Source organism: Cyanobacterium sp. uoEpiScrs1 (assembly GCF_947331815.1).
GTDB lineage: Bacteria > Cyanobacteriota > Cyanobacteriia > Cyanobacteriales > Microcystaceae > Rippkaea.
On sequence record NZ_OX373462.1, the window covers coordinates 814367 to 836381 of the forward strand.

Here is a 22015-nt window from a genome sequence, read left to right on the forward strand (position 1 = left end):
TGAACTCGGTTTTCATATTAATTAGGTGGGCCATCCTGGACTTGAACCAGGGACCTCACCCTTATCAGGGGTGCGCTCTAACCACCTGAGCTAATAGCCCTTGTCCTGAACCTAGTCTTAGTTTAGAAGCTACTCCAAATAATTTCCCTTGCACGACCTTGGGATTAGTTCTAAGGAAAGGCTTATTTTTAACATGAGTTTTAAGACTTTGCTTTCGACTCTTTGCCTTTTTCCTTGAACTGAGGTCTCCCTATAAGGAGGTGATCCAGCCACACCTTCCGGTACGGCTACCTTGTTACGACTTCACCCCAGTCACCAGCCCTGCCTTAGGAGTCCCCCTCCAAAAGGTTAGGGTAACTACTTCGGGCGTGACCAGCTTCCATGGTGTGACGGGCGGTGTGTACAAGGCCCGGGAACGAATTCACCGCAGTATGCTGACCTGCGATTACTAGCGATTCCTCCTTCATGCAGGCGAGTTGCAGCCTGCAATCTGAACTGAGGCTGGGTTTGATGAGATTCGCTCTCCCTCGCGGGGTCGCTGCTCGTTGTCCCAACCATTGTAGTACGTGTGTCGCCCAGGGCGTAAGGGGCATGCTGACTTGACGTCATCCTCACCTTCCTCCGGTTTGTCACCGGCAGTCTCCCTAGAGTTCCCAACTTAATGATGGCAACTAAGGACGAGGGTTGCGCTCGTTGCGGGACTTAACCCAACATCTCACGACACGAGCTGACGACAGCCATGCACCACCTGTGTTCGCGTTCCCGAAGGCACCCTCAAATTTCGTCGAGGTTCGCGACATGTCAAGCCCTGGTAAGGTTCTTCGCGTTGCATCGAATTAAACCACATACTCCACCGCTTGTGCGGGCCCCCGTCAATTCCTTTGAGTTTCACACTTGCGTGCGTACTCCCCAGGCGGGAAACTTAACGCGTTAGCTTCGGCACGGCTTGGGTCGATACAAGCCACACCTAGTTTCCATCGTTTACAGCTAGGACTACAGGGGTATCTAATCCCTTTCGCTCCCCTAGCTTTCGTCCCTGAGTGTCAGTTCCGGCCCAGTAGCGCGCCTTCGCCACCGATGTTCTTCCCAATATCTACGCATTTCACCGCTACACTGGGAATTCCCGCTACCCCTACCGAACTCTAGTTTCTCAGTTTCCACCGCCTTTCCAGAGTTAAGCTCCGGTCTTTGACAGCAGACTTGAGTAACCACCTGCGGACGCTTTACGCCCAATAATTCCGGATAACGCTTGCATCCTCCGTATTACCGCGGCTGCTGGCACGGAGTTAGCCGATGCTTATTCCTCAGGTACCGTCAGAACTTCTTCCCTGAGAAAAGAGGTTTACAACCCAAGAGCCTTCCTCCCTCACGCGGTATTGCTCCGTCAGGCTTTCGCCCATTGCGGAAAATTCCCCACTGCTGCCTCCCGTAGGAGTCTGGGCCGTGTCTCAGTCCCAGTGTGGCTGCTCATCCTCTCAGACCAGCTACTGATCGACGCCTTGGTAGGCTTTTACCCCACCAACTAGCTAATCAGACGCGAGCTCTTCTCCCGGCAATAAATCTTTCACCTTGCGGCACATTGGGTATTAGCAGTCGTTTCCAACTGTTGTCCCCAACCAAGAGGTAGATTCTCACGCGTTACTCACCCGTCCGCCACTAGCTCCGAAGAGCCCGTTCGACTTGCATGTGTTAGGCATACCGCCAGCGTTCATCCTGAGCCAGGATCAAACTCTCCATAGTGTTTGTTTGATTTGGCTCATGCCGATACATCCCAGATAACTGGTTCTTCGACTTCTTACTTCATCTTAAAAATTATGTCTTTATTGCTTATCTACTAGACAAGCAGACTAATAAGATGTACAATTGTCTTAAATGACAAGGGGCTTACTGTTGTTAGCTTCTAAACTATGATCTTTTCAAGGTTCGGTGCGCTGTAGGGAGCGTGTTGCTCTTAACCGCGCATTTACCAATGTACTCAATGTCTTAGAAAATGTCAACCCTTTCTCAAAAATTTTTTATTTATTCTCCCAAAAGTGGCTCTATACAAAGAGTAGATGCTCTAAGCAAGAAAAGTCTTGCTTAGCTTAGGTTGTTTATTTCTAAATTCTCTCCGCAACGCAGTGACATGGATTCTCTACTTTCTGCCTTAGTATAGATCCGATGAAATAAAAAACACTGATATTATTCATCTCTAGATATCTAAATGACAATGAGCCGAAGGTATTCCAACGAGGATTAAGTAGTTGTCACATTTAAAAAAGAGATGAACTAGCCTCATCATCTCACTTTACTATTTAAATAGAGAGTTTATAGGTGAAGAATCTTCATATAAATCATGTAATGAATACAAAATGATTCTAAACGCCCAACCTCTCAATATCCCTTACTATTTATTTAGTAAATGCTTATGTTTATTATTGTCAGTAAATATATATTACAGATAGGATGTTATTTTATTGAACGAATAAAATAACATCCTATCTGTAATTCACAAAAATTATATTGATTTTCTTATTTGAAAGCTAGGATTGAATTGAGAGAAAGCAATCACTATTTTATAAAGGACTACAGTTTTGAACCTCCAGATAATAATTGTATCGGAAACTATGATTATGTAAAAGCTATGTTAGTGATCATAATAATATCCTTAATATGCTATTTCATTAAGGTGTCAGTAACAATTTGCTGTCCCATAGGAGAAGTTGCATAACCTAAAAACAAATCAACTGTTTCTGAAGGAGGTTTTTTATAGACATAATAGAGTGATCGCCTATAGGGATATTTGGGAACTTCAAGGGTATGATCATCAATAGGAATAATTCGTACTGTCTTTTCGTTGGTAATCTGAGAATAGATCATATAACTAATATCATTAGTTCCTAAATTTCGTAAAATAGAAGTGTCAGTATCTTGAGTTGTAATAGCGATGTCTGGAGTATTTTTATTATCTTCTCTCTTTAGGATCAATTCTTCAAAGATCTGACGTGTACTACTGGCAAAAGGGTGGTTAATTACTCGAATTGCTCCAGACGACCGTCCTAAGGCTGACCAGTCAGTAATTTTTCCTTGGAAAATGTCGATTACTTGAGCTTGCGTTAACCCATGACGAAAAGAATTTTGAGGGCTAATTATGATGGCGACCTCATCTTTTGCTATAAGAACAGAAGTTAATCCCAGAATTTTTTCATTACTGGTGATATCACGAGATATCACTGCGACATCAGCACTACCCATTAATAATGACTGAATACTTTTATTGGATTTCTGTGTGTTTACAATGACTTTAGTTTCTGGAAATTGTTGTTCAAAACCATTTTTGAGGGCTCGATTAAATAATGCCATACTGGTCGAGTTACTCACTTTAATGATAGTTCCTGGGGTGACTTTTGTAGGAAAAAAAAAAGTTCCTGAATCTGTCAAAGAAGGTGGTGGCGACAAAGGAGAGCCGGATGTAATTACCTGGTTGTTAGGAAATATAGTTGTTCCGAAAAAAATAATTGGGAGATTCTCTCCTAATCTTTGAATTAACCACAAAGAAACCCCTCCTACAATTCCGGTAGTAATTAGAAGAAACATAATAATTGTAAAGGATCTATTTTTTTGTGACATAACCTGCTCTTAATAACGACCTCTGCTATTTGTTATAAATTTTGTTGGAGCTGGTCTGAGTTAAAGTAGGAATAAGAGCTAAAAAATAGAGTCTTTTATCTAACACAACGCAATCGTACCTTAAATCTTTAACACCGAATTCAACTTCAACTTGTACAATTCATAATAATCAACGTAGCAATCCGTTAGGATTATAAAAACAGAATATCAAGTTGGCATACACCAACAGTTTTAGTTATCCCCCTCTTGAGAAAAAACTTTTTTAGGAGTTTGAATGAGCAACGAAACTTATTTCAACCATCCCACCTTCGGACTACTTTATAGAGTATGTTCACTAGATAATAATGAAGAGTTATTTACAACATTGTATGCCCAACGGTTATTTTTCTTATTGAAAATACTGCCTACTAATATGCTTTTTGAGCCAGTAAGTCGTTCTGGTGCTAGGCTATTGGTAGAGACTCGCGTGCGTGACCTACGCCGTTTGGGAGCTCTTCAGGATTATCAAGAACTACAGACAATTTACGAACGAACATTTCCTTAATTACTCAGAATATTCAACTTTAGGCTAGGATTATATTTTGTCGACCAATGACCATTGCTCAACGTCTTAATCAGATTAGTCAACAGCTGCCTTCTCATGTCCGTTTGATAGCTGTCACTAAACAAGTGTCTGTTTCTCAGATACGAGCGGCTTATGAATCTGGAATACGAAACTTTGCTGAAAGTCGTCTTCAAGAAGCCATATCAAAACAAGAACAACTCAATGATTTGCCAGATATTTGTTGGCATTTTATCGGGCATTTGCAAGCAAATAAAGCTCAAAAAGCCATTTTACATTTTGACTGGATTCATTCAGTTGACAGTATTAAAATTGTTCAGCGTCTAAATCGACTTGCTGCTGAATCTTCTCTATCTCCTAAAGTTTGCCTGCAAGTCAAAATTGTATCCGATCCCAACAAATATGGTTGGACAGAAGAAGAACTGTACACATATCTATCAGAACTAGAGAACTGTAAAAATTTAAGAATAAAAGGTCTAATGACAATTTTGCCCTTAGGTTTATCTAAAAAAGAAATGTTAGCCACTTTTAAAAAAGTAAAAAGCTTAGCTGAAAAAATAACAAAACAGTCAAACTTAGAGCTCAAACAGTTATCAATGGGGATGTCTGAAGACTATCCATTAGCCGTACAAGCAGGGGCAACGATGATTCGCCTAGGGAAAATTATTTTTAGAGAAAGGGATTAAACGTCTCTAGTATTTAACCTTATCCTTAAATATGTAGTGAAAAGCTTCCTTGTTTTAATTCAGAATCAAAAAATCACATAATCTAACAGATTTATTGTATTTTACAAATTCTTTACATTTTTTAAGGATATTTGTCTATTGATATCCTAAAATGTAAGACAGCTGGTCAAACATGTTCTAGAATGTAAGACAGCCGGTCAAACATGTACTAGAACATTGAAACGTCCAGTTGGACTATGTCTTTCTAAAATCTAAACGGGGGAACATGTTATAGAGCTAAAACGACTAAGAACATAATTATTGAACTAAAACAACTAAATGATGTAGCTGTCTTTTGTGGTCTAGTTAGTCCAAGAAGGTTCACTATTTATTAGAACAGTCAGACAGTGAAGAAGTGGGCGAATAGCGCTCTGAAGCTAATTTTAAACCAATAGGTGCGACATTGTTATTCATCCTTTTGTTCACCCTATGTGGTTGACTCTTTGTAGAAAATTGTAAAAACGGAAATTTTGAATATGTCTTTGACAGAGAAGCTAAAAAGAATTGTAGGTATTGACGAACCCGTATATGAAGAATACGATCCTTATGGTTCGGAAGAATATAAAGGAATAGACGAAGAGCAGCACCTTTCTTCTATGGGAAAAAATTACACTCAGCCATCTTCACGCAACCGTGATTTGGATTTAACTTCTGATTCACAGATAGGAACAAACAGAAGCAATGTTATTGGAATGCCAGGGATTACTAATAGCATTGCTGAAGTGGTAGTAGTTGAACCTCGTTCATTTGATGAGATGCCTCAAGTCATTCAAACCTTACGGGAACGTAAGTCTGTTGTTCTGAATCTGAATGTGATGGATTCTGAAGAAGCACAAAGAGCCGTGGATTTCGTAGCAGGTGGAACTTATGCTCTTGATGGACACCAGGAGAGAATAGGTGAAAGTATTTTCTTATTCACACCCAGCTGTGTCAAGGTCAGCACTCATTCGGGAATGGTTCACGATGTACCAGAAGTTCCCACAACTCCTGCTCGTACTTCGGCACCTACACCTAGTTGGGGAACTGATACCAGCCGCTTAGTTCAATAACTCGGTTGTTTTGGTGAAAGCTGAATCGTTAAGTTAAATTTGATTAAAACTTGTGTCTATTAGATTGGGTGTCATCGGCGGCGGGGTAATGGCAGAGGCTATTATATCCCGCCTTCTGAGCAAAAAACTTTATCAATCCCATGAGGTGTTAGTTAGCGAGCCTAACCAACAGCGGCGGGAATTTTTTGAAAAAACCTATCAAGTTCATACTACTGAAAATAACCAGACAGTAGTTGAATCAAAAGAAGTGTTATTGTTATCTATCAAACCTCAGGTGTTAGATGAAGTTTTGACTAGTCTAAATGTGGTAGGACATTCTCGTCCCTATCCCCTCGTTGTCTCTATTTTAGCTGGAGTTTCTTTAATTCGCTTAGAAACAGGGTTTCCTGGGTATCCAATATTACGGGTAATGCCTAATGCACCGGCTGTCGTCGGGGCTGGGATGACCGTACTCTCTCCTGGACAAATGGTTAAACCTAACCACTTGGTATTAGCCACTACTCTCTTTGAGGCGATTGGACAGGTTATACAAGTGCCAGAATATTTGATGGATGCGGTGACAGGGCTATCGGGATCAGGTCCCGCTTTTGTAGCAATGATGATTGAAGCTTTGGCTGATGGAGGAGTGTACGCCGGGTTGCCGAGGGGAACAGCCATTCAACTGGCATTACAAACAGTGTTAGGAACTGTACAATTGTTACAAAACACTGAGTTACACCCAGCTCAACTAAAAGATAAAGTCAGCAGCCCTGGGGGAACTACCATTGCTGGAGTAACTCGATTAGAAAAGGCGGGATTTCGTTCAGCTATTATTGAAGCAGTACAAGCAGCCTACCAGCGATCTCAACAATTAATGGATAGGTAGGTGGCTTTAAATAAAAGTTAGAGTAGTAGATTATCTCGTTTTTCTGTATTTAAGTATATATTCAAACGATTAGTCTGGGATTTATAATATTTAAATATAGATATAATTCTTTAAAGAATTTTTCTGTTTTATCTGCCCCTTTATTATGAAATTTCTTTCTTTTAAACTACTTTTTCATAAAATATTATTGAAAACCCCACTTGCTTCGAACCCCTCTATTATATTTATTTAGTCATTTTTTAACTTTCTGGAGCTACATTATTTTTTATTTCACCCTTTATATAATTCCATAACCATTCTTTTTCCTGAATCATTCGTCTTGGAATTTGTTTTATAAACGTATAGTCTAAATCGTTTTATCTATAATTACAAACACATTTGACTTTTTATCTATTTAGATTAAAAAATAATATCTCTATTTTAGCTTTCATTGTGTAAGAAATCTTTGGACTGTGAGTCCAGTTTTAAATTATGTCTGTTATTTATCCTGTGAGCCTTATTTATACGTAGGCTTAGATCTTAAGAAACAATTCCCTTTAGTCACCTTTCTATTACTTACTTAGTTATTCAAATTATTCATAATAATGACTAATGATTTTATTTATTATTATCCTCCTCTAATTTCAGGAATTTTAATTAGACGTTATAAACGATTTCTAGCTGATATTCAACTTGAAACAGGGGAAATCATTACAGCTCATTGTGCTAATACAGGTCCAATGATAGGGGTATCTAAAGCTGGAAGTCATGTCTATGTTTCTAAAAGTGATAATCCTAAACGAAAATTATCCTACACTTGGGAAATGATTAATATTGAGGGGACTTGGGTTGGAATCAACACAGCTCTTCCTAATAAAGTAATTAAACTAGCCTTGAAACAACAATGTTTATTAGAGTTGACAGGACAATACACTCAGGTTCGTTGTGAAGTACCATATGGGAGCAATAAAAAAAGTCGTATTGATTTTCTTCTAACAAAAGAAGGAGAGAAAGCGCCCATTTATATAGAAGTAAAAAATACAACCCTTAGCCAGGGAAAAATAGCTCTTTTTCCCGATACTGTTACTAGTCGCGGACAAAAGCACTTAAAAGAATTAATATCACTTTTGCCAAATGCAACACCAATTATGCTTTATTTCATCAATCGAAAAGATTGTTATGCTTTTGCCCCCGGAGATAATTTTGATGCCACCTATGGACAAATTTTGAGAAAAGCAGTTAATCAAGGAGTAAAAATATTACCTTATCGTTTTGAAGTTACTCCTAAAGGCATTCGCTATTTAGGACTTGCAAAATTTTTAACAAACTCTCTATGATAGGGTCATAAGTAGGTTATTCCCGTTAACTTGAAATTACTTGGTTATGAATAGTCGGAAAACACGTAGTATTTATCTCTGTTTTGTATACACAAAATAACAAAAGGGTATTTAATAGAAATATCTCTTCAGAGATTTAAATCATTATCATAATAAAGAAAATCTAAAACTAGAAAAGAGACAAGTCATCAATTTTTAGATATTTGTTCACTAAATTTTCTAGGAGCGATCATACTATATTCTTTGTTTGGCTAGTTAAATCTTTACTTTTGGGTTCTGAACTTGGACCATAGCGTATGTTCCTTGTATATTCCTTAGACCCTCTGCTTTAATAATAGTAATTATGCTGCGACAACTTAGAGCATATACACAATGACCTGGTATTTAACCTTTTACATTGTTTACTATTGATTGTGTTAATTTTCAATATTTGTATAATGAGTTATATCAAAAGAATGATTTTCAATTCAATAATCATATAAGACTTTTTGAGATCAAACACAAGGGAAGGTCGGGCTTTATAAAAGTGAAATGTGCCTTCAGATTCTGATTGTCAGTTAATGAAGACAGTCTGTAATTGTGTTACATTCTAAGTCAAATATAGCTATTATTTATTCTTATCATTGGCTGTTGATTCTGTATTTTTACTACTAGTTTTGCTTTTTGTTGATTTGCGATTTGTCTTTTTCTTGGTTGTCACTTTTGTAGCTAATAATTCTAACGCTGTTTCTAGAGTTAAAGTATCAACCTTTTCTTTTTCAGGAAGACTGACATTAACCTTGCCATGTTTAATATAAAGTCCATAAGGTCCCTCATAAATATTAATGGCTTCTTTGTCTTCAGGATGAATGCCTAATTCTCTCAGCGGCTTTTTAGCCCCTCGACCTCCTTTTCTTGTTCGCTTTGGTTGAGCTAACAATTCTAAAGCTCGTTCTAGGTCAACTGTTAAGATATCATCTTCTCCTTTTAGGGAACGATAATCCTTACCTTCTTTACCCTGATCGTGCACTATATAAGGACCAAAACGTCCTAACCCAGCTTTGATTTTAGCTCCTGTATCAGGATGATTTCCTAACAAACGGGGGAGAGATAACAACCCTATAGCTCTCTCTAGAGTTACGTCTTCAGGTTTCATCCCTTTAGGCAAAGAGGTTCGTTTGGGCTTTTTATTATGCTCACTGACTTCTCCTAATTGAACGTAGGGACCATAACTACCAATAAGAGTATAAATAGATTCTCCTGTTTCAGGATGTAACCCCAATTCTTTAGGGCCTTCTATTTTCTGCTTAAGAATTGTGGATACTCGTTCAGAATTCAGATCAGCTGGAGTTAAATCTATGGGAATTGAAGCTGTAATTACTTCTTCTTCTTGCATTAGCTCAATATATGGTCCAAACTTTCCCAGTCTAACAGTAACCTCTAAGTTATTTAGGTTAACAGCCTTGGCAACCGAAGGATCTATATTTTCAAGACCCAATTTAACTAGATTATCTAATCCTTTTTTCCCAAAATAAAAATCTTTAAGATAGGGGATCCAGTGGGTTTCTCCAGTAGCAATTTCATCAAGAGTGTGCTCCATTTTGGAGGTGAATTTTGCATCTACTAAATCATGGAAATGTTGCTCTAATAGACTTACCACCGCAAAAGCAGTAAACGTCGGTATTAAGGCTTTACTACGCATTTGTGCATAACCGCGATCAATAACTGTCCCGATAATACTGGCATAGGTACTTGGACGACCGACCCCTTCACTTTCGAGGATTTTCACAAGAGACGCTTCCGTAAATCGAGCAGGGGGTTGTGTTTCATGCCCTGATACGTCTAATTGCTGACAGTTAGGATGATCTCCCACTTGCAGGGGAGGAAGGAGCACTTCTTGGTTTTCTAAAGCTACTTCAGGATCATCAGAGCCTTCGACATAGGCGCGAAAAAACCCGGGAAAATCAATACGTTTGCCTGAAGACCGAAAGCCTGCATCTTCTACTTTAAGATTAATAACAATTTGAGTTAAACGAGCATTAGCCATCTGACAGGCTACAGTACGCTTCCAAATCAAGTCATAAAGGGAAAACTCACTACCTGATAGTCCTGTCTCTTGGGGGGTGCTAAACTCATTCCCTGCCGGACGAATGGCTTCGTGGGCTTCTTGGGCTCCCTTACTTTTTGTCGTATATTGACGAGGTTTGGGGCTAAGGTAGTTCTCACCATATTTTTGTTCAACACAGTTTCTTGCAGCAGTAATAGCCTGATCAGATAAATGGACAGAATCTGTCCGCATATAAGTAATATATCCTTCTTCATAAAGTTTTTGAGCAATCCGCATCGTATCTCTCGCTGAAATACCTAATTTTCGATTAGATTCTTGTTGTAGGGTGGAGGTGGTGAAAGGAGGAGCCGGTTTACGGATTGTTGGCTTTTCTTCTATTTTGCTAACAGTCCAATGTTTTCCCTCTAAACGATCTTTAAGAGTATGAGCTTGATTTTCACCAAGAAGAACCACATCACGTCCTTGAATAATTTTTCCAGTATTAGGGTCAAAGTCGTTAGCCGTAGCGATTTTTTTATCCTTTAGAGTCACTAATCTAGCATTGAATGAGTTCTTATCCTTTGTTTTTAATAAGGCTTTGAGATCCCAGTATCCTCCTGATTGGAAAACTTGACGTTCTCGTTCTCGTTGCACCAATAAATGGACAGCTACTGACTGTACTCGTCCAGCAGAAAGACCGCGAGCAATTTTTTTCCAAAGCAAGGGAGAAACTGTATAACCAACTAAACGATCTAGAATTCGTCTTGTTTCTTGAGCATGAACCAAATTCTTATCAATATCACGACAATTCTTCAATGCTTGTTGTATGGCCTCGCGGGTAATCTCATGAAAGACCATACGCTTGATAGGAACTTTAGGTTTTAGTAGCTGCAATAAATGCCAACTGATACTTTCCCCTTCACGGTCTTCATCAGTAGCAAGAATTAACTCGTCTGCTTCTTTTAAAGCAAATTTAAGTTCTTGAACTACTTTTTTCTTACCTTTGGGAACGACATAAAGTGGCTCAAAATCATTCTCAATATTAATTCCCAAATTTGACCAACTTTTCTCCTTATATGATGTGGGAACTTCCTCGGCTGAGGCAGGGAGATCTCGTACATGACCCATGGATGCTTCGACGCGATACCCTTTGGGTAGATAGTTTTTAATAGTACGAGCTTTAGTTGGAGATTCAACGATAACAAGCGTTGGCATAATAATAGTTCAGTCTAATCGAGCGAGTGTAGCAAATAAACTAGGTCTGTAACAGAATTTTAATTAGCTCATAGTATCTGGGAGATCACCTATGTTAATCAGGTTATAGCATAAAGAATTAACTTGCTTGTTAAATGTCTTTAAATCCAACACAAAACCATTGATTTTAATAATAAAGAGTGTCGGTAAATTTTTTTATCCATCTTGTTCGGTAATTTAACATGACTTATTGAAGATAAATTATTAACTAAAATGCAATTAATTTAAGAGTCAAAGTAAATGAAAAAGTAAAACGATAAATCCGGACTTGCTCCTTCTACTGAAGCCTGAAACGCCTCTTTTTCTATACTAGATTTCACTATAGGAGGATAACAAAAAGAATTGAATTGATTGGGACATCTTTCTTATTGTTTACGGTATTTGGGAAACAATTGCTTTACCAATTTCCAAAGAGGCAGTGGCTGCCGGAGAAGGCGCGTTACAAACATGTAACGCCTGTGTATCTTGAATAATTAAAAAGTCGTTGACCAATTTTCCATTAGTTTCCAGGGCTTGTGCACGAATTCCCGATTTGCTGACAACCACATCAGACATAGTTACTTCAGGGATAAGTTGTTGTAGACTGTGAACAAAGGCCGCTTTGCTAAAGGAGCGAATCATTTCCTTTATACCTTCATCAGCGTGTTTGGCTACCAGTTTCCAAAATCCTGGATAAGTCATAACTTCAGCAAAATCTCTTAAGTTGAAGTCTGTTTTTTCATATCCTTCTCGCTTCAGACTTAAAACTGCATTGGGACCGGCATGAACACTACCATCAATCATGCGAGTGAAGTGAACACCTAAAAAGGGAAAATCAGGGTTGGGAACTGGATAAATAAGATTTTTAACTAAATAACGTTTTTCAGGAATTAATTCGTAGTATTCACCCCGAAAGGGTACGATTTTAACCTGATTATCCACTTGTGCTAATTGAGCTACACGATCACTATACAACCCAGCACAATTAATAACAAAATTAGTTTTAATTGTTCCTTGATTGGTTTCCAAAATTTGGCTATCGGAATTTTTAATAATTCTTTCAACTTTTGTATTGAGGAGAATTTCTCCCCCCTGCTCTTGAATTAATTCTGAATATTTTTGGCTTACTTTTTTATAATCAACAATTCCTGAAGTGGGAACATAAACTCCAGCTAGACAGTTAACATAAGGTTCTATTTCTTTTACTTCTTGGGAACTAATTTTTTTTACTTCTAACTTTTTTTCTAAACCCCGTTGGTAAAGATTATCTAACAAGGGAAGTTCCTTCTTTCTGGTAGCAACAATAACCTTACCACAAACTTCATGAGGAATATCATAAGTACGACAAAAATCAATCATAGATTTATTGCCAACAGAAGTAAATTTTGCTTTAAAACTACCAGATGGATAATAAATTCCTGAGTGAATGACACCACTATTGCGGCCAGTTTGATGGGAAGCAATACAGGCTTCTTTTTCCAAGACTATAATTGAGGCATCAGGATACCTCTGTCTCAAGGCCATACCCGTAGAGAGTCCTACAATACCTCCACCAATAATTGCAAAGTTATACATATTTTTTAACACCACATACAATTGTATTTTATCATTAATTTTCCTTGTCTTAAAACCTTAAGAGAGGACTATGTAAAGTGTATAATTCATAAATTCTTATAGTCAACTTATCCATTGTTAATTATTCAATTTCAGACTTCATTCTTTCTAAAGTTAAGTTCATTTGATGAAACATTTGCTGAGGAGTAATTCCGAATTGTCCTAGTTGAGTTTTAAGTTGTTCAACAGTCATTTTTGCCATAAAATCTTCTGATAGTTCAAAGCGTTTCATAAATATTTTGTACCGATCCATAAGAGACTCCATTTTATCAATAAAAATTTTCTTACCTTCACGATCAAATTTTCCATATTCTCCTCCTAATTGCATTAAAGATTGATAGTCTTCAAATAATTGTCTGGCTTCTTGTTGGACAATTTCAGAATCAAAAAATCCCATTTTTATTTCACGTAATTTTATAACGATGTCAACGAGTAGACTCATTCGATAACGAAGGTCTACTCTCTATTATAAATGACTCCAAATCTATCAAAAACCACAGATCTCCGTACTATATTTAGTAGTTTATTGAGAGCCTAATAATTATAGAGTATGCATTTCCCTAAGAATTATCTAATAAAAATTGTAGCTTTACTAGTAGGCATTGTAAACTTAATAATTAATTTTATTGAAATGCCTATACTCTTAAGAAGGAACTGTTTCCCTATCAAAGATAGTCAGAAATAGTAGATTTAACAAATTGGATCAATTATTACTCTTTTATAGAAGACTCCATGGAAAGATTAGAAAATCTATTAAATCAAAAGAAAAGCCGTAAAGTTGGAATTATTTTAGCTTTACTCGCTACAATCGTTCCCTGGCCAATTGCAGGTTGTCATAAATTTTATTTAAGACAACCTGTCTGGGGAGTCATTTACTTTCTGCTATGGGATAGTCCTATTCCTCGTATTGCCTGTGCTATTGACGTGATATGGTACCTTGTACAAGGACAAGAACTATTTGACGCTCAATTTAATGGATTATCCTTGAATTATACTCAGTCTGTTGACTTTAACCCTAATATGGTAAAACCAATGCAAGTTGAGATTATCGCCGAAGGGTTACGAGAGTTAGACCAGTTACGAGAAGAAGGATTAGTCTCAGAATATGAATTTGAACAAAAACGTCGTCAACTTCTTGATCACATAGCCTAATTTATATTATAAATTTTCATAATTATCTAATCTAAATAAGTTGTGTGAATTTTCTTCTTAGACTGTAGAAAAAACAAAACATTATAGAAATATTCCTGCTGTGGTTTCTTTCTCGCCATAACTGAGCACTTCCTTATGTAGGTAAATAAATTTCTAAGATATTAACTGATCTTTATTCTAAAGATTTAAGTTTATTTTCAATAAATGCTTTTAAATTTGAAGGCTTATACAAACAAAATTATAATTTAAACACTTCGGAAAAATATAATATTGACGGTAAAAAGTACTGCGTAAACTTCTTGCCTTCAGATGACAAATAAATAAATAAATAAATAAATTTATTTATTTATTTGTCCCACTATTGTTTAACAAAAATGACGATCATAAAGGGTGTGATATAGATATAAATAATGAAAAGTCTACTCGTAATCACCTTGTATCTTTATTTTTTAAAACTTAATATCTTTCAATTTTAGTTAAAAGATATTAAGTACAATATGAAAAGTTAATATTATTTACTAAATATCAGTAAAAACTTAGATAGAGAATATAAAAAAATTTATTTTTTTAAAATATATATTAAGTTAAAAATAAGATATTAGATATTTATTAATATAAGCTTTTTTCTAAACCTTTTTAGTGCTGGTTGACAGAAGAATCTTGCTCGCTAGACACCTTGACTGATGGAGAGTACTCAGGAGAAGAGTTGTAAACTTCTCCTGTCTCTAATTCTGAGGCTATACGTTTAAGATGATTAGAAATCCCTTCAACAGATAAAATAACAACGACAATATAAATTAAATAGAGATGAAGAGGACGTAACTCAAGTGTGGGAAAGAAAATTTGAATACGGGGAGACTTAGAAAACTTTTCTCCTATTTTTGTAGGAAAACGACTTGCTAAAGCTTTGCCGTTCAAACCTAAATAATCTGCAAATTTCTTGATTAATCCCCTAATATAGATAGGCTCTGGTAAATTTTTCAGACGACCATTTTCTAGTGATTGTAATAATCTCAAAGAGATAAGAGTATCAGCAGCAACTGTCTCAAGAGAGATATTCTGTTTTTGACGAGCCTGATAGAGTTGATCTCCTATATCGGTCAAGATATCACATTGTACTTGTTCGGGATCATATGATAAGGTTTTATTCCATCGAAACCTGGGTAAAAATAGATTAATCTTTCTTAAAGAGGAAATTATTGGTGAGTATACTTGATACTCAGTTGCTGTACTTTTTTTTGTCTGGTCTCCTGTCACTAACAGATTTAAATAAATTTTAGTTATTAACCGTCGCCAAAAAGTTGGACTTCCTTTTTTGAAGGAGATTTTAGATCGTGAGTTTGACGGTGGATTAACAGAGGGCTTTTTCCTAGACATAATGCTCAACTGAGCTTTTGAGATACTGTTGTAATGAAATCGGAACGAGATCTTAGAAAATCAATTTCTGAGTTTGTTAGTAAACGATAGTGTCCGCTGGGCAAGTTAGATTCATGAAGTGACCCTGAATCTACAGTAATAGAACCGATCGAGCTACGATGAAGTCTGATTACTTTACACCCCATTTGTTGTACAATACGGCGAATCTGACGGTTTCTTCCTTCAGTAATAACCACACGTAAGTGGATTTGCTGATGAAAGCGACGGTTAATCACCTCAACTTGAGCTGGTAAAGTCTTTTTGCCCATAAGCATAACACCTTCACGCCATTGTTGTAAGCGTGTTTCTGAAATATTTCCAGAAATTACTACCTCATAAGTTTTTGGCAAATGATACCGAGGATGAGTTAAGTTAAGAGTTAATTCTCCATCATTAGTCAAGAGTAAAGCCCCAGTTGAATTAAAATCTAGTCTTCCGACTGGATGGAGCCCTGTACCATGACAAAGTTTTTCTGGCAGTAAATCAAGTACCGTAATACGATGTTGAGGGTCATCACAAGTAGAAACAACTCTTTTAGGTTTATTAAGTAAAATATAAAGAAAATCAGGACGTTTGATCAGTTGAATAATTTGACCGTCTATTTCTAGTAGATCACACTTAGGATCAACCTTGTCTCCTAGTTGAACTAGATGTCCATTGAGTTTTACCCGTCCGGATAAAATCAATTTTTCGGCTTTTCGACGAGAGGTAATCCCCCGCTGGGATAAAATTTTTTGAACCCTTTCTTTCATTGGCTTTACCTAACTTAATAAATTGTAATGTAAACCGAAAAACTCTAAATACTGTCTTCTGTAAATAGATTTTTTGGCTTAATTTCAGGAGAAAACCAATCCTTTAATAATTTTGATTGAGGATGAAACATTTACGCTATCTTATTATTTCTCAGCTTGTTGAAAATTCTTATTAGAATAGAGGTTAACTATAAAAATAATCTTGGTGAGACTTTAGTTTTGACCAAAAACATTATTTTAATTCCGAACAATTTTTAGTGGCTTTTAAGTCATAGGAATAGTAAAATTAACCTGATTTAATACTCAATTTTTAATTTATGTTTCCGATTAATCGTCCTCGTCGTCTGCGTCAAACTGTCCGACTGCGCCGCATGGTGCGAGAAACGATTGTGACAGCTAATGATTTAATTTACCCTTTATTTGCAGTTCCTGGGGAAAAAATTGCTACAGAAGTTAAGTCCATGCCAGGAGTTTATCAGCTCTCAGTAGATAAGATTATTGACGAGGCTAAAGAAGTTTATGAGTTAGGAATTCCATCCATTATCCTTTTTGGTATTCCTAAAACTAAGGATACGGCAGCAACAGAAGCTTGGCATGATCACGGAATTATCCAACAGGCAACTACGGCTATTAAGGAAGCTGTACCTAATTTAGTAGTCATTGTCGACACCTGTTTGTGTGAGTATACTAACCATGGTCATTGTGGCTATCTAAATGTAGGGGACTTAACTGGGAGAGTACTCAATGATCCTACTTTAGAGTTACTGAAAAAAACGGCGGTTTCCCAAGCTAAAGCAGGAGCTGACATTATCGCTCCATCAGGAATGATGGACGGACTTGTCCAAGCGGTTCGAAGTGGATTGGATGAAGCAGGATTTAATGATACTCCTATTCTTTCCTATGCTGCCAAATATGCTTCTGCCTATTATGGTCCTTTTCGTGATGCGGCTGAATCTTCCCCGCAATTTGGAGATCGCCGTAGTTATCAGATGGACCCAGGAAATGTTCGAGAAGCTCTCAAGGAAGTAAAATTAGACGTCGAAGAAGGAGCGGATATGTTGATAGTTAAACCTGCTTTATCCTACATGGACGTAATATGGCGCGTTAAAGAGATAACTGACATTCCTATAGCAGCTTACAATGTTTCTGGAGAGTATTCCATGGTCAAAGCAGCAGCTCTCAATGGTTGGATTGATGAGAAAAAAGTAATTCTAGAAACTCTTACTAGTTTCAAACGGGCAGGAGCAGATTTGATACTAACTTATCATGCCAAAGATGCGGTACAGTGGCTAGAAGAAGTTTGAAAGAAAGAGTAAGGTAACAAAAAGGGGCTTTTAACTCCAAATTCCAAACTCTTAAAAATACGTTGTTAAGCCCAATATTAAATCTATATAAAGGAGAAAAACTTGTGACTCGTCAATCTGTCCCCAGTTTACAGTCTTTAATTGGTGGTATTATTGCTGCTTTATTGCTTGTTATTAGCTTTAACTCATTTATTGTAATTAACCCTGGTCAAGCAGGAGTCTTAAGCATTTTAGGAAAAGCCCAAAATGGGGCATTATTAGAAGGAATACACTTTAAACCACCGCTGATTTCAACAGTAGATGTTTATGATGTGACAGTACAAAAGTTTGAGGTTCCTGCCCAAAGTGCTACTAAGGATTTACAAGACCTTACTGCTAGTTTCGCAATCAACTTTCGTCTTGATCCTTTACAAGTAGCTCAAATTCGCCGAACACAAGGAACATTACAAAATATAGTTGCAAAAATTATTGCGCCTCAAACCCAAGAATCTTTTAAGATTGCAGCAGCTAAACGCACTGTAGAACAGTCCATCACCCAACGGAGTGAACTGAAACAGGACTTTGATGATGCCCTTAATGAGCGCTTAGCAAAATATGGAATTATTGTGCTTGATACAAGTGTTATTGATTTAAACTTTTCTCCTGAATTTGCTCGCGCTGTTGAAGAAAAACAAATTGCTGAACAGCGGGCGCAACGAGCAGTTTATATTGCTCAAGAAGCTGAACAAGAAGCTCAAGCTGATGTTAATCGTGCTAAGGGGAAAGCAGAAGCTCAACGTTTACTAGCAGAAACTCTAAAAGCTCAAGGTGGGGAGTTAGTTCTCCAAAAAGAGGCAATCGAGGCCTGGAAAGAAGGAGGGGCAAAAATGCCTAATGTATTGGTAATGGGAGGTGAAAATAAAGGAAGTGTACCATTTCTATTTAATTTAGGGGATATACAAACTTAATAACTTTTATTTAACACTTTAAAATATCTTGTCTAGCTTCCGCACGGGGATCCCTGTGCGGAAGGTAAGTGGAACCAGTCAAACCAGAAAGAAGTATTTAAAACATTCCGATTTTAGGATAAAAGTAAGCTGAAATAATTTAAGTTACAGGGTACTTTTCATCAAGCTAGTCAGAAGATAAAGAAACGAGAATAAAAACAGCTACATGACATTAGCTATCAAACAGTGCATGTACTTGTAAAATCTTGTAACTTTATCAATGCTATAATGTGTAGTACCATGAACTTGACTATTATGTCCACGCTGCAAATTTATAATAATCTAATTAACGATAATAATTTCAATTTATTTAAAAACAAGATAATATTTCAAATCAAAATAAAGTAATTTTACTTACATTTACTTAAATTCTAGGAACTTGTGTATTTGTACACTGATTCGCCAATCGGGATGTTTCAAAACAAAATCATAAATTAGTTGCTTACTTTTAAGCTTATTCCATTCTGGCTGTAAATACTTAATAGTGTTCAAAGGTACTTTTTTCGCTTCTTGCTGTCCCCACTGTAAATCCAATTCTGATGAAATAACTATTTTCAATTCATTAACCTGATCATAAATAGTGTTATTGGGTAGCTTAAACGGTTTTGGAGAAAAGGTTATCCAGTCGAAATTACCGCTGAACGGATGTGCGCCGGATGTTTCTAAATGAACTTGTAACCCTAACTCCTTTAATTGATATGTCAATGGATTTAAATCATGAATCAATGGTTCTCCTCCGGTGATAACAACAATGGCGGGATTAGTTTTTTTTGCCAACTTTGTTAATTTTTCTACAGACCATTGGGGATAAGCTTCAATTGGCCAAGACTCTTTTTGATCACACCAGGAACAGTGGACATCACATCCAGCCAAACGAATAAAAAATGCACTTACTCCCATCCATGCTCCCTCTCCTTGAATTGAGTGAAAGGTTTCTACAATAGGATAAGTAATTGTAGTTGATGAAGTTACTTTCATTTAAAACGACAATAGACTATTAATTTACCATGACTAAGAATATATCCAAAAGACAAATATTTCTGTCAAACAATAATTAGCAATTTGTATATAAAAATAGACTATATCATATATCGTCTATTTTATCTTTTGAACTAGTTGTTTTCAAATAAAAAAAGATTTAGCAAATTATTGATATTTAGAAAACTTATCTTGACTTTCATAATTTTATTTGGATTTTATCTTTCCAATACTGTTTTTTTACCCATTGTAGTTATCTCCAGACGTGTGACTTTATTATCCTAATGATATCAAGCAAAATCGTATTTTACCTCTTCTCAGTAAATATCTAAATTACCATTGAAGTTGGATATTAAAAACTAATCTCAATATAATCAATGTAAACGAAACATTATAATATCAATAGTACAACATATCATATTTTTGTATCAACTCAAAATCAATAAAATGTTTTTAGCGATAAGAGAGATTTTGGATTGAATGTCTTACCATTAATTTTACAGTAATTTTAAGAGATATCTTTTTTAAATGTAAAATAATACAATCGATTATTAATGCTTAACTAAAACCAACTTTACTATATTTTATATGTAATTCTAAAAATAGAGAATTTTGAATTTAAGAAGCTAAACTATGACTTATTTAACTTATGCTTTGCTAATATCAGTAATATAAAATATTCAATTAAACGATATGATCATGAGGCATTAACAAAAAAATATCAGTTGATTTTAAAACATCTCCTAAAAATTAATCAGTTTTTGACTATATAGTTTCTTTTCTTGACATTTCACTGATTAATTTTGGTAGAATAAAAATTTTCTTTAAAGTATTTTGTATTACGATACTAAAGTATTGTAATCTGGATTTAGTGACTTAATTTTAAATTTACTCTCACTGACTATTAAAAGAGTTTTTTTCTAGTTTTTAACTAAATTAACTTGACCGCTCTTTTTTAGGATCTATCAAACCATTAGTCAACTGATTTTGCCATGGTAACTTTAACAAATTTTCAAGTTAATGATTATGATTTGTCTGATGATACCTTGCACCGATATTTAACTACTCCAGTCATTGCAGTGGATACAGAAACTATGGGGTTAATTCCCCAACGAGACCGTCTCTGTTTAATTCAATTATGCGATTCTGATGGATTTGTAACAGCTATTCGCATTAAACTAGGGCAAACAGAAGCCCCTAATTTAAAACAATTAATGGAGTCTAAAAAAAATCTTAAGGTTTTTCACTATGCACGATTTGATGTAGCGCAGTTGCTGTACCATTTTAAGATTCAGACTGAACCAATTTTCTGTACTAAAATTGCAAGTAAATTAGCACGTACTTATACAAACTCCCATGGATTAAAAAGCTTAGTGAAAGAACTAGAAGGTATTGAGCTAGATAAAAGTTCTCAAAGTTCAGATTGGGGCGACGCCTCTAATTTATCTGAATCACAATTGAACTATGCAGCCAATGATGTCCTGTATTTAATATCTATTAGGCGAAAATTGATGACTATGTTAAAACGAGAGGGAAGATGGGGATTAGCCCAGAATTGTTTTGATTGTATCCCTGTTTTTGCAGATTTAGACATTAGACAATATAGAGATATTTTTGAACACTGAAATCTTAATGAGAATAAATACCGAACTGTTAGCTCATGAGATATCATCTATTCATGTTGAACAGAAAAATGAACTTCTAAAAAACTATATCTATCCTATTAGGAGCACTTTTTCAAAGCTGAGAGAATTTATCTCTAATAATCCTTATCAAATGCCAGGCTTCGCGTTAGTATGGCAATAATAAATTTTAAAGATTAAATAGGTTGAGGTTGACTATGGAAGCAATGACACTCACTCGAGATAATGTAGAACAAGTATTAGACGAGATGCGTCCATACTTAATGGCTGACGGTGGTAATGTAGAACTCGTAGGCATTGACGGTCCCATCGTTAAACTTCGCTTACAAGGCGCCTGCGGATCTTGTCCTAGTTCAACTATGACCCTTAGGATGGGACTTGAACGACGTTTAAGAGAAATGATTCCTGAAATTGCCGAAGTAGAGCAGGTTATATAAGGTAATAACTGGGACCCATCATCGCCTTCTAATTCAGATAATGGGGTCCAGTTACGCAAGACTATATTATGGACTTCTGTCAAATTTAGATTCTTCAACAGTCAATATTCCAATCTGCAAAATTGGGACGATTGGAGTTGATTTCTTGTGAAGTATCCTCCATTAGATTTAATCTTGGTTGATTACTTACTCAAGATTTGTTCCAAAATAATATGATTACTAAAATAAAGTCATATAACCATGATTCCTCTGTTTTGGTAGTAGAAAAATTCAGGTTCATGACATATGGAATTCCTTGCGGCAAAAAAAGACAAAATATATTGTATTGTAAGGAAAGACTATGTTTGA

General features: G+C 36.2%; 17 protein-coding genes, 1 tRNA gene and 1 rRNA gene. 10 read left to right on the forward strand and 9 right to left on the reverse strand.

Going from position 1 to position 22015, the window contains the following annotated elements; translation table 11 throughout:
• Positions 1-26: 26 nt before the first annotated feature.
• The 3 genes from OXU93_RS02830 to OXU93_RS02840 form a co-directional block, all read right to left on the reverse strand.
• Positions 27-100: transfer RNA gene (locus OXU93_RS02830), tRNA-Ile, on the reverse strand.
• 153 nt (positions 101-253) lie between these two features.
• Positions 254-1740 (reverse strand): 16S ribosomal RNA (locus OXU93_RS02835).
• A gap of 915 nt (positions 1741-2655) precedes the next feature.
• A complete protein-coding gene (locus tag OXU93_RS02840) occupies positions 2656-3576 on the reverse strand; it encodes a substrate-binding domain-containing protein (RefSeq protein ID WP_267384367.1) in 921 nt (306 codons plus the stop codon).
• Positions 3577-3883: 307 nt separating this feature from the next.
• Between OXU93_RS02840 and pipX the strand changes: the two genes are divergently transcribed.
• The 5 genes from pipX to sfsA all read left to right on the forward strand — a co-directional run bounded on the left by pipX (position 3884) and on the right by sfsA (position 8126).
• Complete coding sequence (gene pipX, locus OXU93_RS02845) at positions 3884-4153, forward strand: transcriptional coactivator PipX (RefSeq protein WP_267384368.1); 270 nt, start codon at positions 3884-3886, stop codon at positions 4151-4153.
• A gap of 47 nt (positions 4154-4200) precedes the next feature.
• Positions 4201-4857, forward strand: a complete 657-nt coding sequence (locus OXU93_RS02850) for a YggS family pyridoxal phosphate-dependent enzyme (protein ID WP_267384369.1) — start codon at positions 4201-4203, stop codon at positions 4855-4857.
• 515 nt (positions 4858-5372) lie between these two features.
• Complete coding sequence (locus OXU93_RS02855; protein ID WP_267384760.1) at positions 5373-5945, forward strand: cell division protein SepF; 573 nt, start codon at positions 5373-5375, stop codon at positions 5943-5945.
• Positions 5946-5997: 52 nt separating this feature from the next.
• Positions 5998-6810, forward strand: coding sequence for a pyrroline-5-carboxylate reductase (gene proC / locus OXU93_RS02860; RefSeq protein WP_267384370.1), 813 nt, complete (start codon positions 5998-6000; stop codon positions 6808-6810).
• Between the two features lie 584 nt (positions 6811-7394).
• A complete protein-coding gene (gene sfsA / locus OXU93_RS02865) occupies positions 7395-8126 on the forward strand; it encodes a DNA/RNA nuclease SfsA (RefSeq protein ID WP_267384371.1) in 732 nt (243 codons plus the stop codon).
• A gap of 607 nt (positions 8127-8733) precedes the next feature.
• Here sfsA and topA read toward each other — a convergent pair.
• The 3 genes from topA to OXU93_RS02880 form a co-directional block, all read right to left on the reverse strand.
• The gene (gene topA / locus OXU93_RS02870; protein ID WP_267384373.1) at positions 8734-11367 is read right to left on the reverse strand and encodes a type I DNA topoisomerase; all 2634 of its coding nucleotides are present in this window, start codon (positions 11365-11367) and stop codon (positions 8734-8736) included.
• A gap of 411 nt (positions 11368-11778) precedes the next feature.
• Positions 11779-12960 carry an L-2-hydroxyglutarate oxidase gene (gene lhgO, locus OXU93_RS02875; protein ID WP_267384375.1) on the reverse strand — a complete coding sequence of 394 codons (1182 nt, stop codon included), beginning with the start codon at positions 12958-12960 and terminating at the stop codon, positions 11779-11781.
• Positions 12961-13081: 121 nt separating this feature from the next.
• Entirely contained in the window at positions 13082-13396 is a 315-nt protein-coding gene (locus tag OXU93_RS02880) for a DUF1825 family protein (protein WP_267384762.1), read from the reverse strand.
• Positions 13397-13731: 335 nt separating this feature from the next.
• Between OXU93_RS02880 and OXU93_RS02885 the strand changes: the two genes are divergently transcribed.
• Positions 13732-14151, forward strand: a complete 420-nt coding sequence (locus tag OXU93_RS02885; protein ID WP_267384377.1) for an SHOCT domain-containing protein — start codon at positions 13732-13734, stop codon at positions 14149-14151.
• A gap of 636 nt (positions 14152-14787) precedes the next feature.
• Here the strand turns inward: OXU93_RS02885 and OXU93_RS02890 are convergent.
• Together OXU93_RS02890 and OXU93_RS02895 are read right to left on the reverse strand one after the other, a co-directional pair.
• Entirely contained in the window at positions 14788-15528 is a 741-nt protein-coding gene (locus OXU93_RS02890) for a helix-turn-helix domain-containing protein (protein ID WP_267384379.1), read from the reverse strand.
• Positions 15529-15533: 5 nt separating this feature from the next.
• Positions 15534-16319, reverse strand: coding sequence for a pseudouridine synthase (locus OXU93_RS02895; protein ID WP_267384381.1), 786 nt, complete (start codon positions 16317-16319; stop codon positions 15534-15536).
• Positions 16320-16636: 317 nt separating this feature from the next.
• On the opposite strand from OXU93_RS02895, the gene hemB reads away from it, so the two are divergent.
• Both hemB and OXU93_RS02905 read left to right on the forward strand, forming a co-directional pair.
• Entirely contained in the window at positions 16637-17623 is a 987-nt protein-coding gene (gene hemB / locus OXU93_RS02900; protein ID WP_267384382.1) for a porphobilinogen synthase, read from the forward strand.
• A 104-nt stretch (positions 17624-17727) separates the two neighbouring features.
• Positions 17728-18570, forward strand: coding sequence for a prohibitin family protein (locus OXU93_RS02905; RefSeq protein WP_267384384.1), 843 nt, complete (start codon positions 17728-17730; stop codon positions 18568-18570).
• 399 nt (positions 18571-18969) lie between these two features.
• On the opposite strand, the gene OXU93_RS02910 is transcribed toward OXU93_RS02905, so the two are convergent.
• Positions 18970-19587 (reverse strand): 7-carboxy-7-deazaguanine synthase QueE, encoded by a 618-nt coding sequence (locus tag OXU93_RS02910; RefSeq protein WP_267384386.1) that lies wholly within the window; start codon positions 19585-19587, stop codon positions 18970-18972.
• 992 nt (positions 19588-20579) lie between these two features.
• On the opposite strand from OXU93_RS02910, the gene OXU93_RS02915 reads away from it, so the two are divergent.
• Positions 20580-21212 (forward strand): ribonuclease H-like domain-containing protein, encoded by a 633-nt coding sequence (locus tag OXU93_RS02915; RefSeq protein ID WP_267384388.1) that lies wholly within the window; start codon positions 20580-20582, stop codon positions 21210-21212.
• Between the two features lie 215 nt (positions 21213-21427).
• Positions 21428-21667, forward strand: a complete 240-nt coding sequence (locus OXU93_RS02920; RefSeq protein WP_267384390.1) for a NifU family protein — start codon at positions 21428-21430, stop codon at positions 21665-21667.
• Positions 21668-22015 lie beyond the last annotated feature (348 nt).

Excerpts from the sequence above, each read along its gene's own strand:
- OXU93_RS02840 (WP_267384367.1), bottom strand. The coding sequence starts at position 3,576 with ATGTTTCTTCTAATTACTACCGGAATTGTAGGAGGGGTTTCTTTGTGG.
- pipX (WP_267384368.1), top strand. The coding sequence starts at position 3,884 with ATGAGCAACGAAACTTATTTCAACCATCCCACCTTCGGACTACTTTAT.
- OXU93_RS02850 (WP_267384369.1), top strand. The coding sequence starts at position 4,201 with ATGACCATTGCTCAACGTCTTAATCAGATTAGTCAACAGCTGCCTTCT.
- OXU93_RS02855 (WP_267384760.1), top strand. The coding sequence starts at position 5,373 with ATGTCTTTGACAGAGAAGCTAAAAAGAATTGTAGGTATTGACGAACCC.
- sfsA (WP_267384371.1), top strand. The coding sequence starts at position 7,395 with ATGACTAATGATTTTATTTATTATTATCCTCCTCTAATTTCAGGAATT.
- topA (WP_267384373.1), bottom strand. The coding sequence starts at position 11,367 with ATGCCAACGCTTGTTATCGTTGAATCTCCAACTAAAGCTCGTACTATT.
- lhgO (WP_267384375.1), bottom strand. The coding sequence starts at position 12,960 with ATGTATAACTTTGCAATTATTGGTGGAGGTATTGTAGGACTCTCTACG.
- OXU93_RS02880 (WP_267384762.1), bottom strand. The coding sequence starts at position 13,396 with ATGGGATTTTTTGATTCTGAAATTGTCCAACAAGAAGCCAGACAATTA.
- OXU93_RS02885 (WP_267384377.1), top strand. The coding sequence starts at position 13,732 with ATGGAAAGATTAGAAAATCTATTAAATCAAAAGAAAAGCCGTAAAGTT.
- OXU93_RS02890 (WP_267384379.1), bottom strand. The coding sequence starts at position 15,528 with ATGTCTAGGAAAAAGCCCTCTGTTAATCCACCGTCAAACTCACGATCT.
- OXU93_RS02895 (WP_267384381.1), bottom strand. The coding sequence starts at position 16,319 with ATGAAAGAAAGGGTTCAAAAAATTTTATCCCAGCGGGGGATTACCTCT.
- hemB (WP_267384382.1), top strand. The coding sequence starts at position 16,637 with ATGTTTCCGATTAATCGTCCTCGTCGTCTGCGTCAAACTGTCCGACTG.
- OXU93_RS02910 (WP_267384386.1), bottom strand. The coding sequence starts at position 19,587 with ATGAAAGTAACTTCATCAACTACAATTACTTATCCTATTGTAGAAACC.
- OXU93_RS02915 (WP_267384388.1), top strand. The coding sequence starts at position 20,580 with ATGGTAACTTTAACAAATTTTCAAGTTAATGATTATGATTTGTCTGAT.
- OXU93_RS02920 (WP_267384390.1), top strand. The coding sequence starts at position 21,428 with ATGGAAGCAATGACACTCACTCGAGATAATGTAGAACAAGTATTAGAC.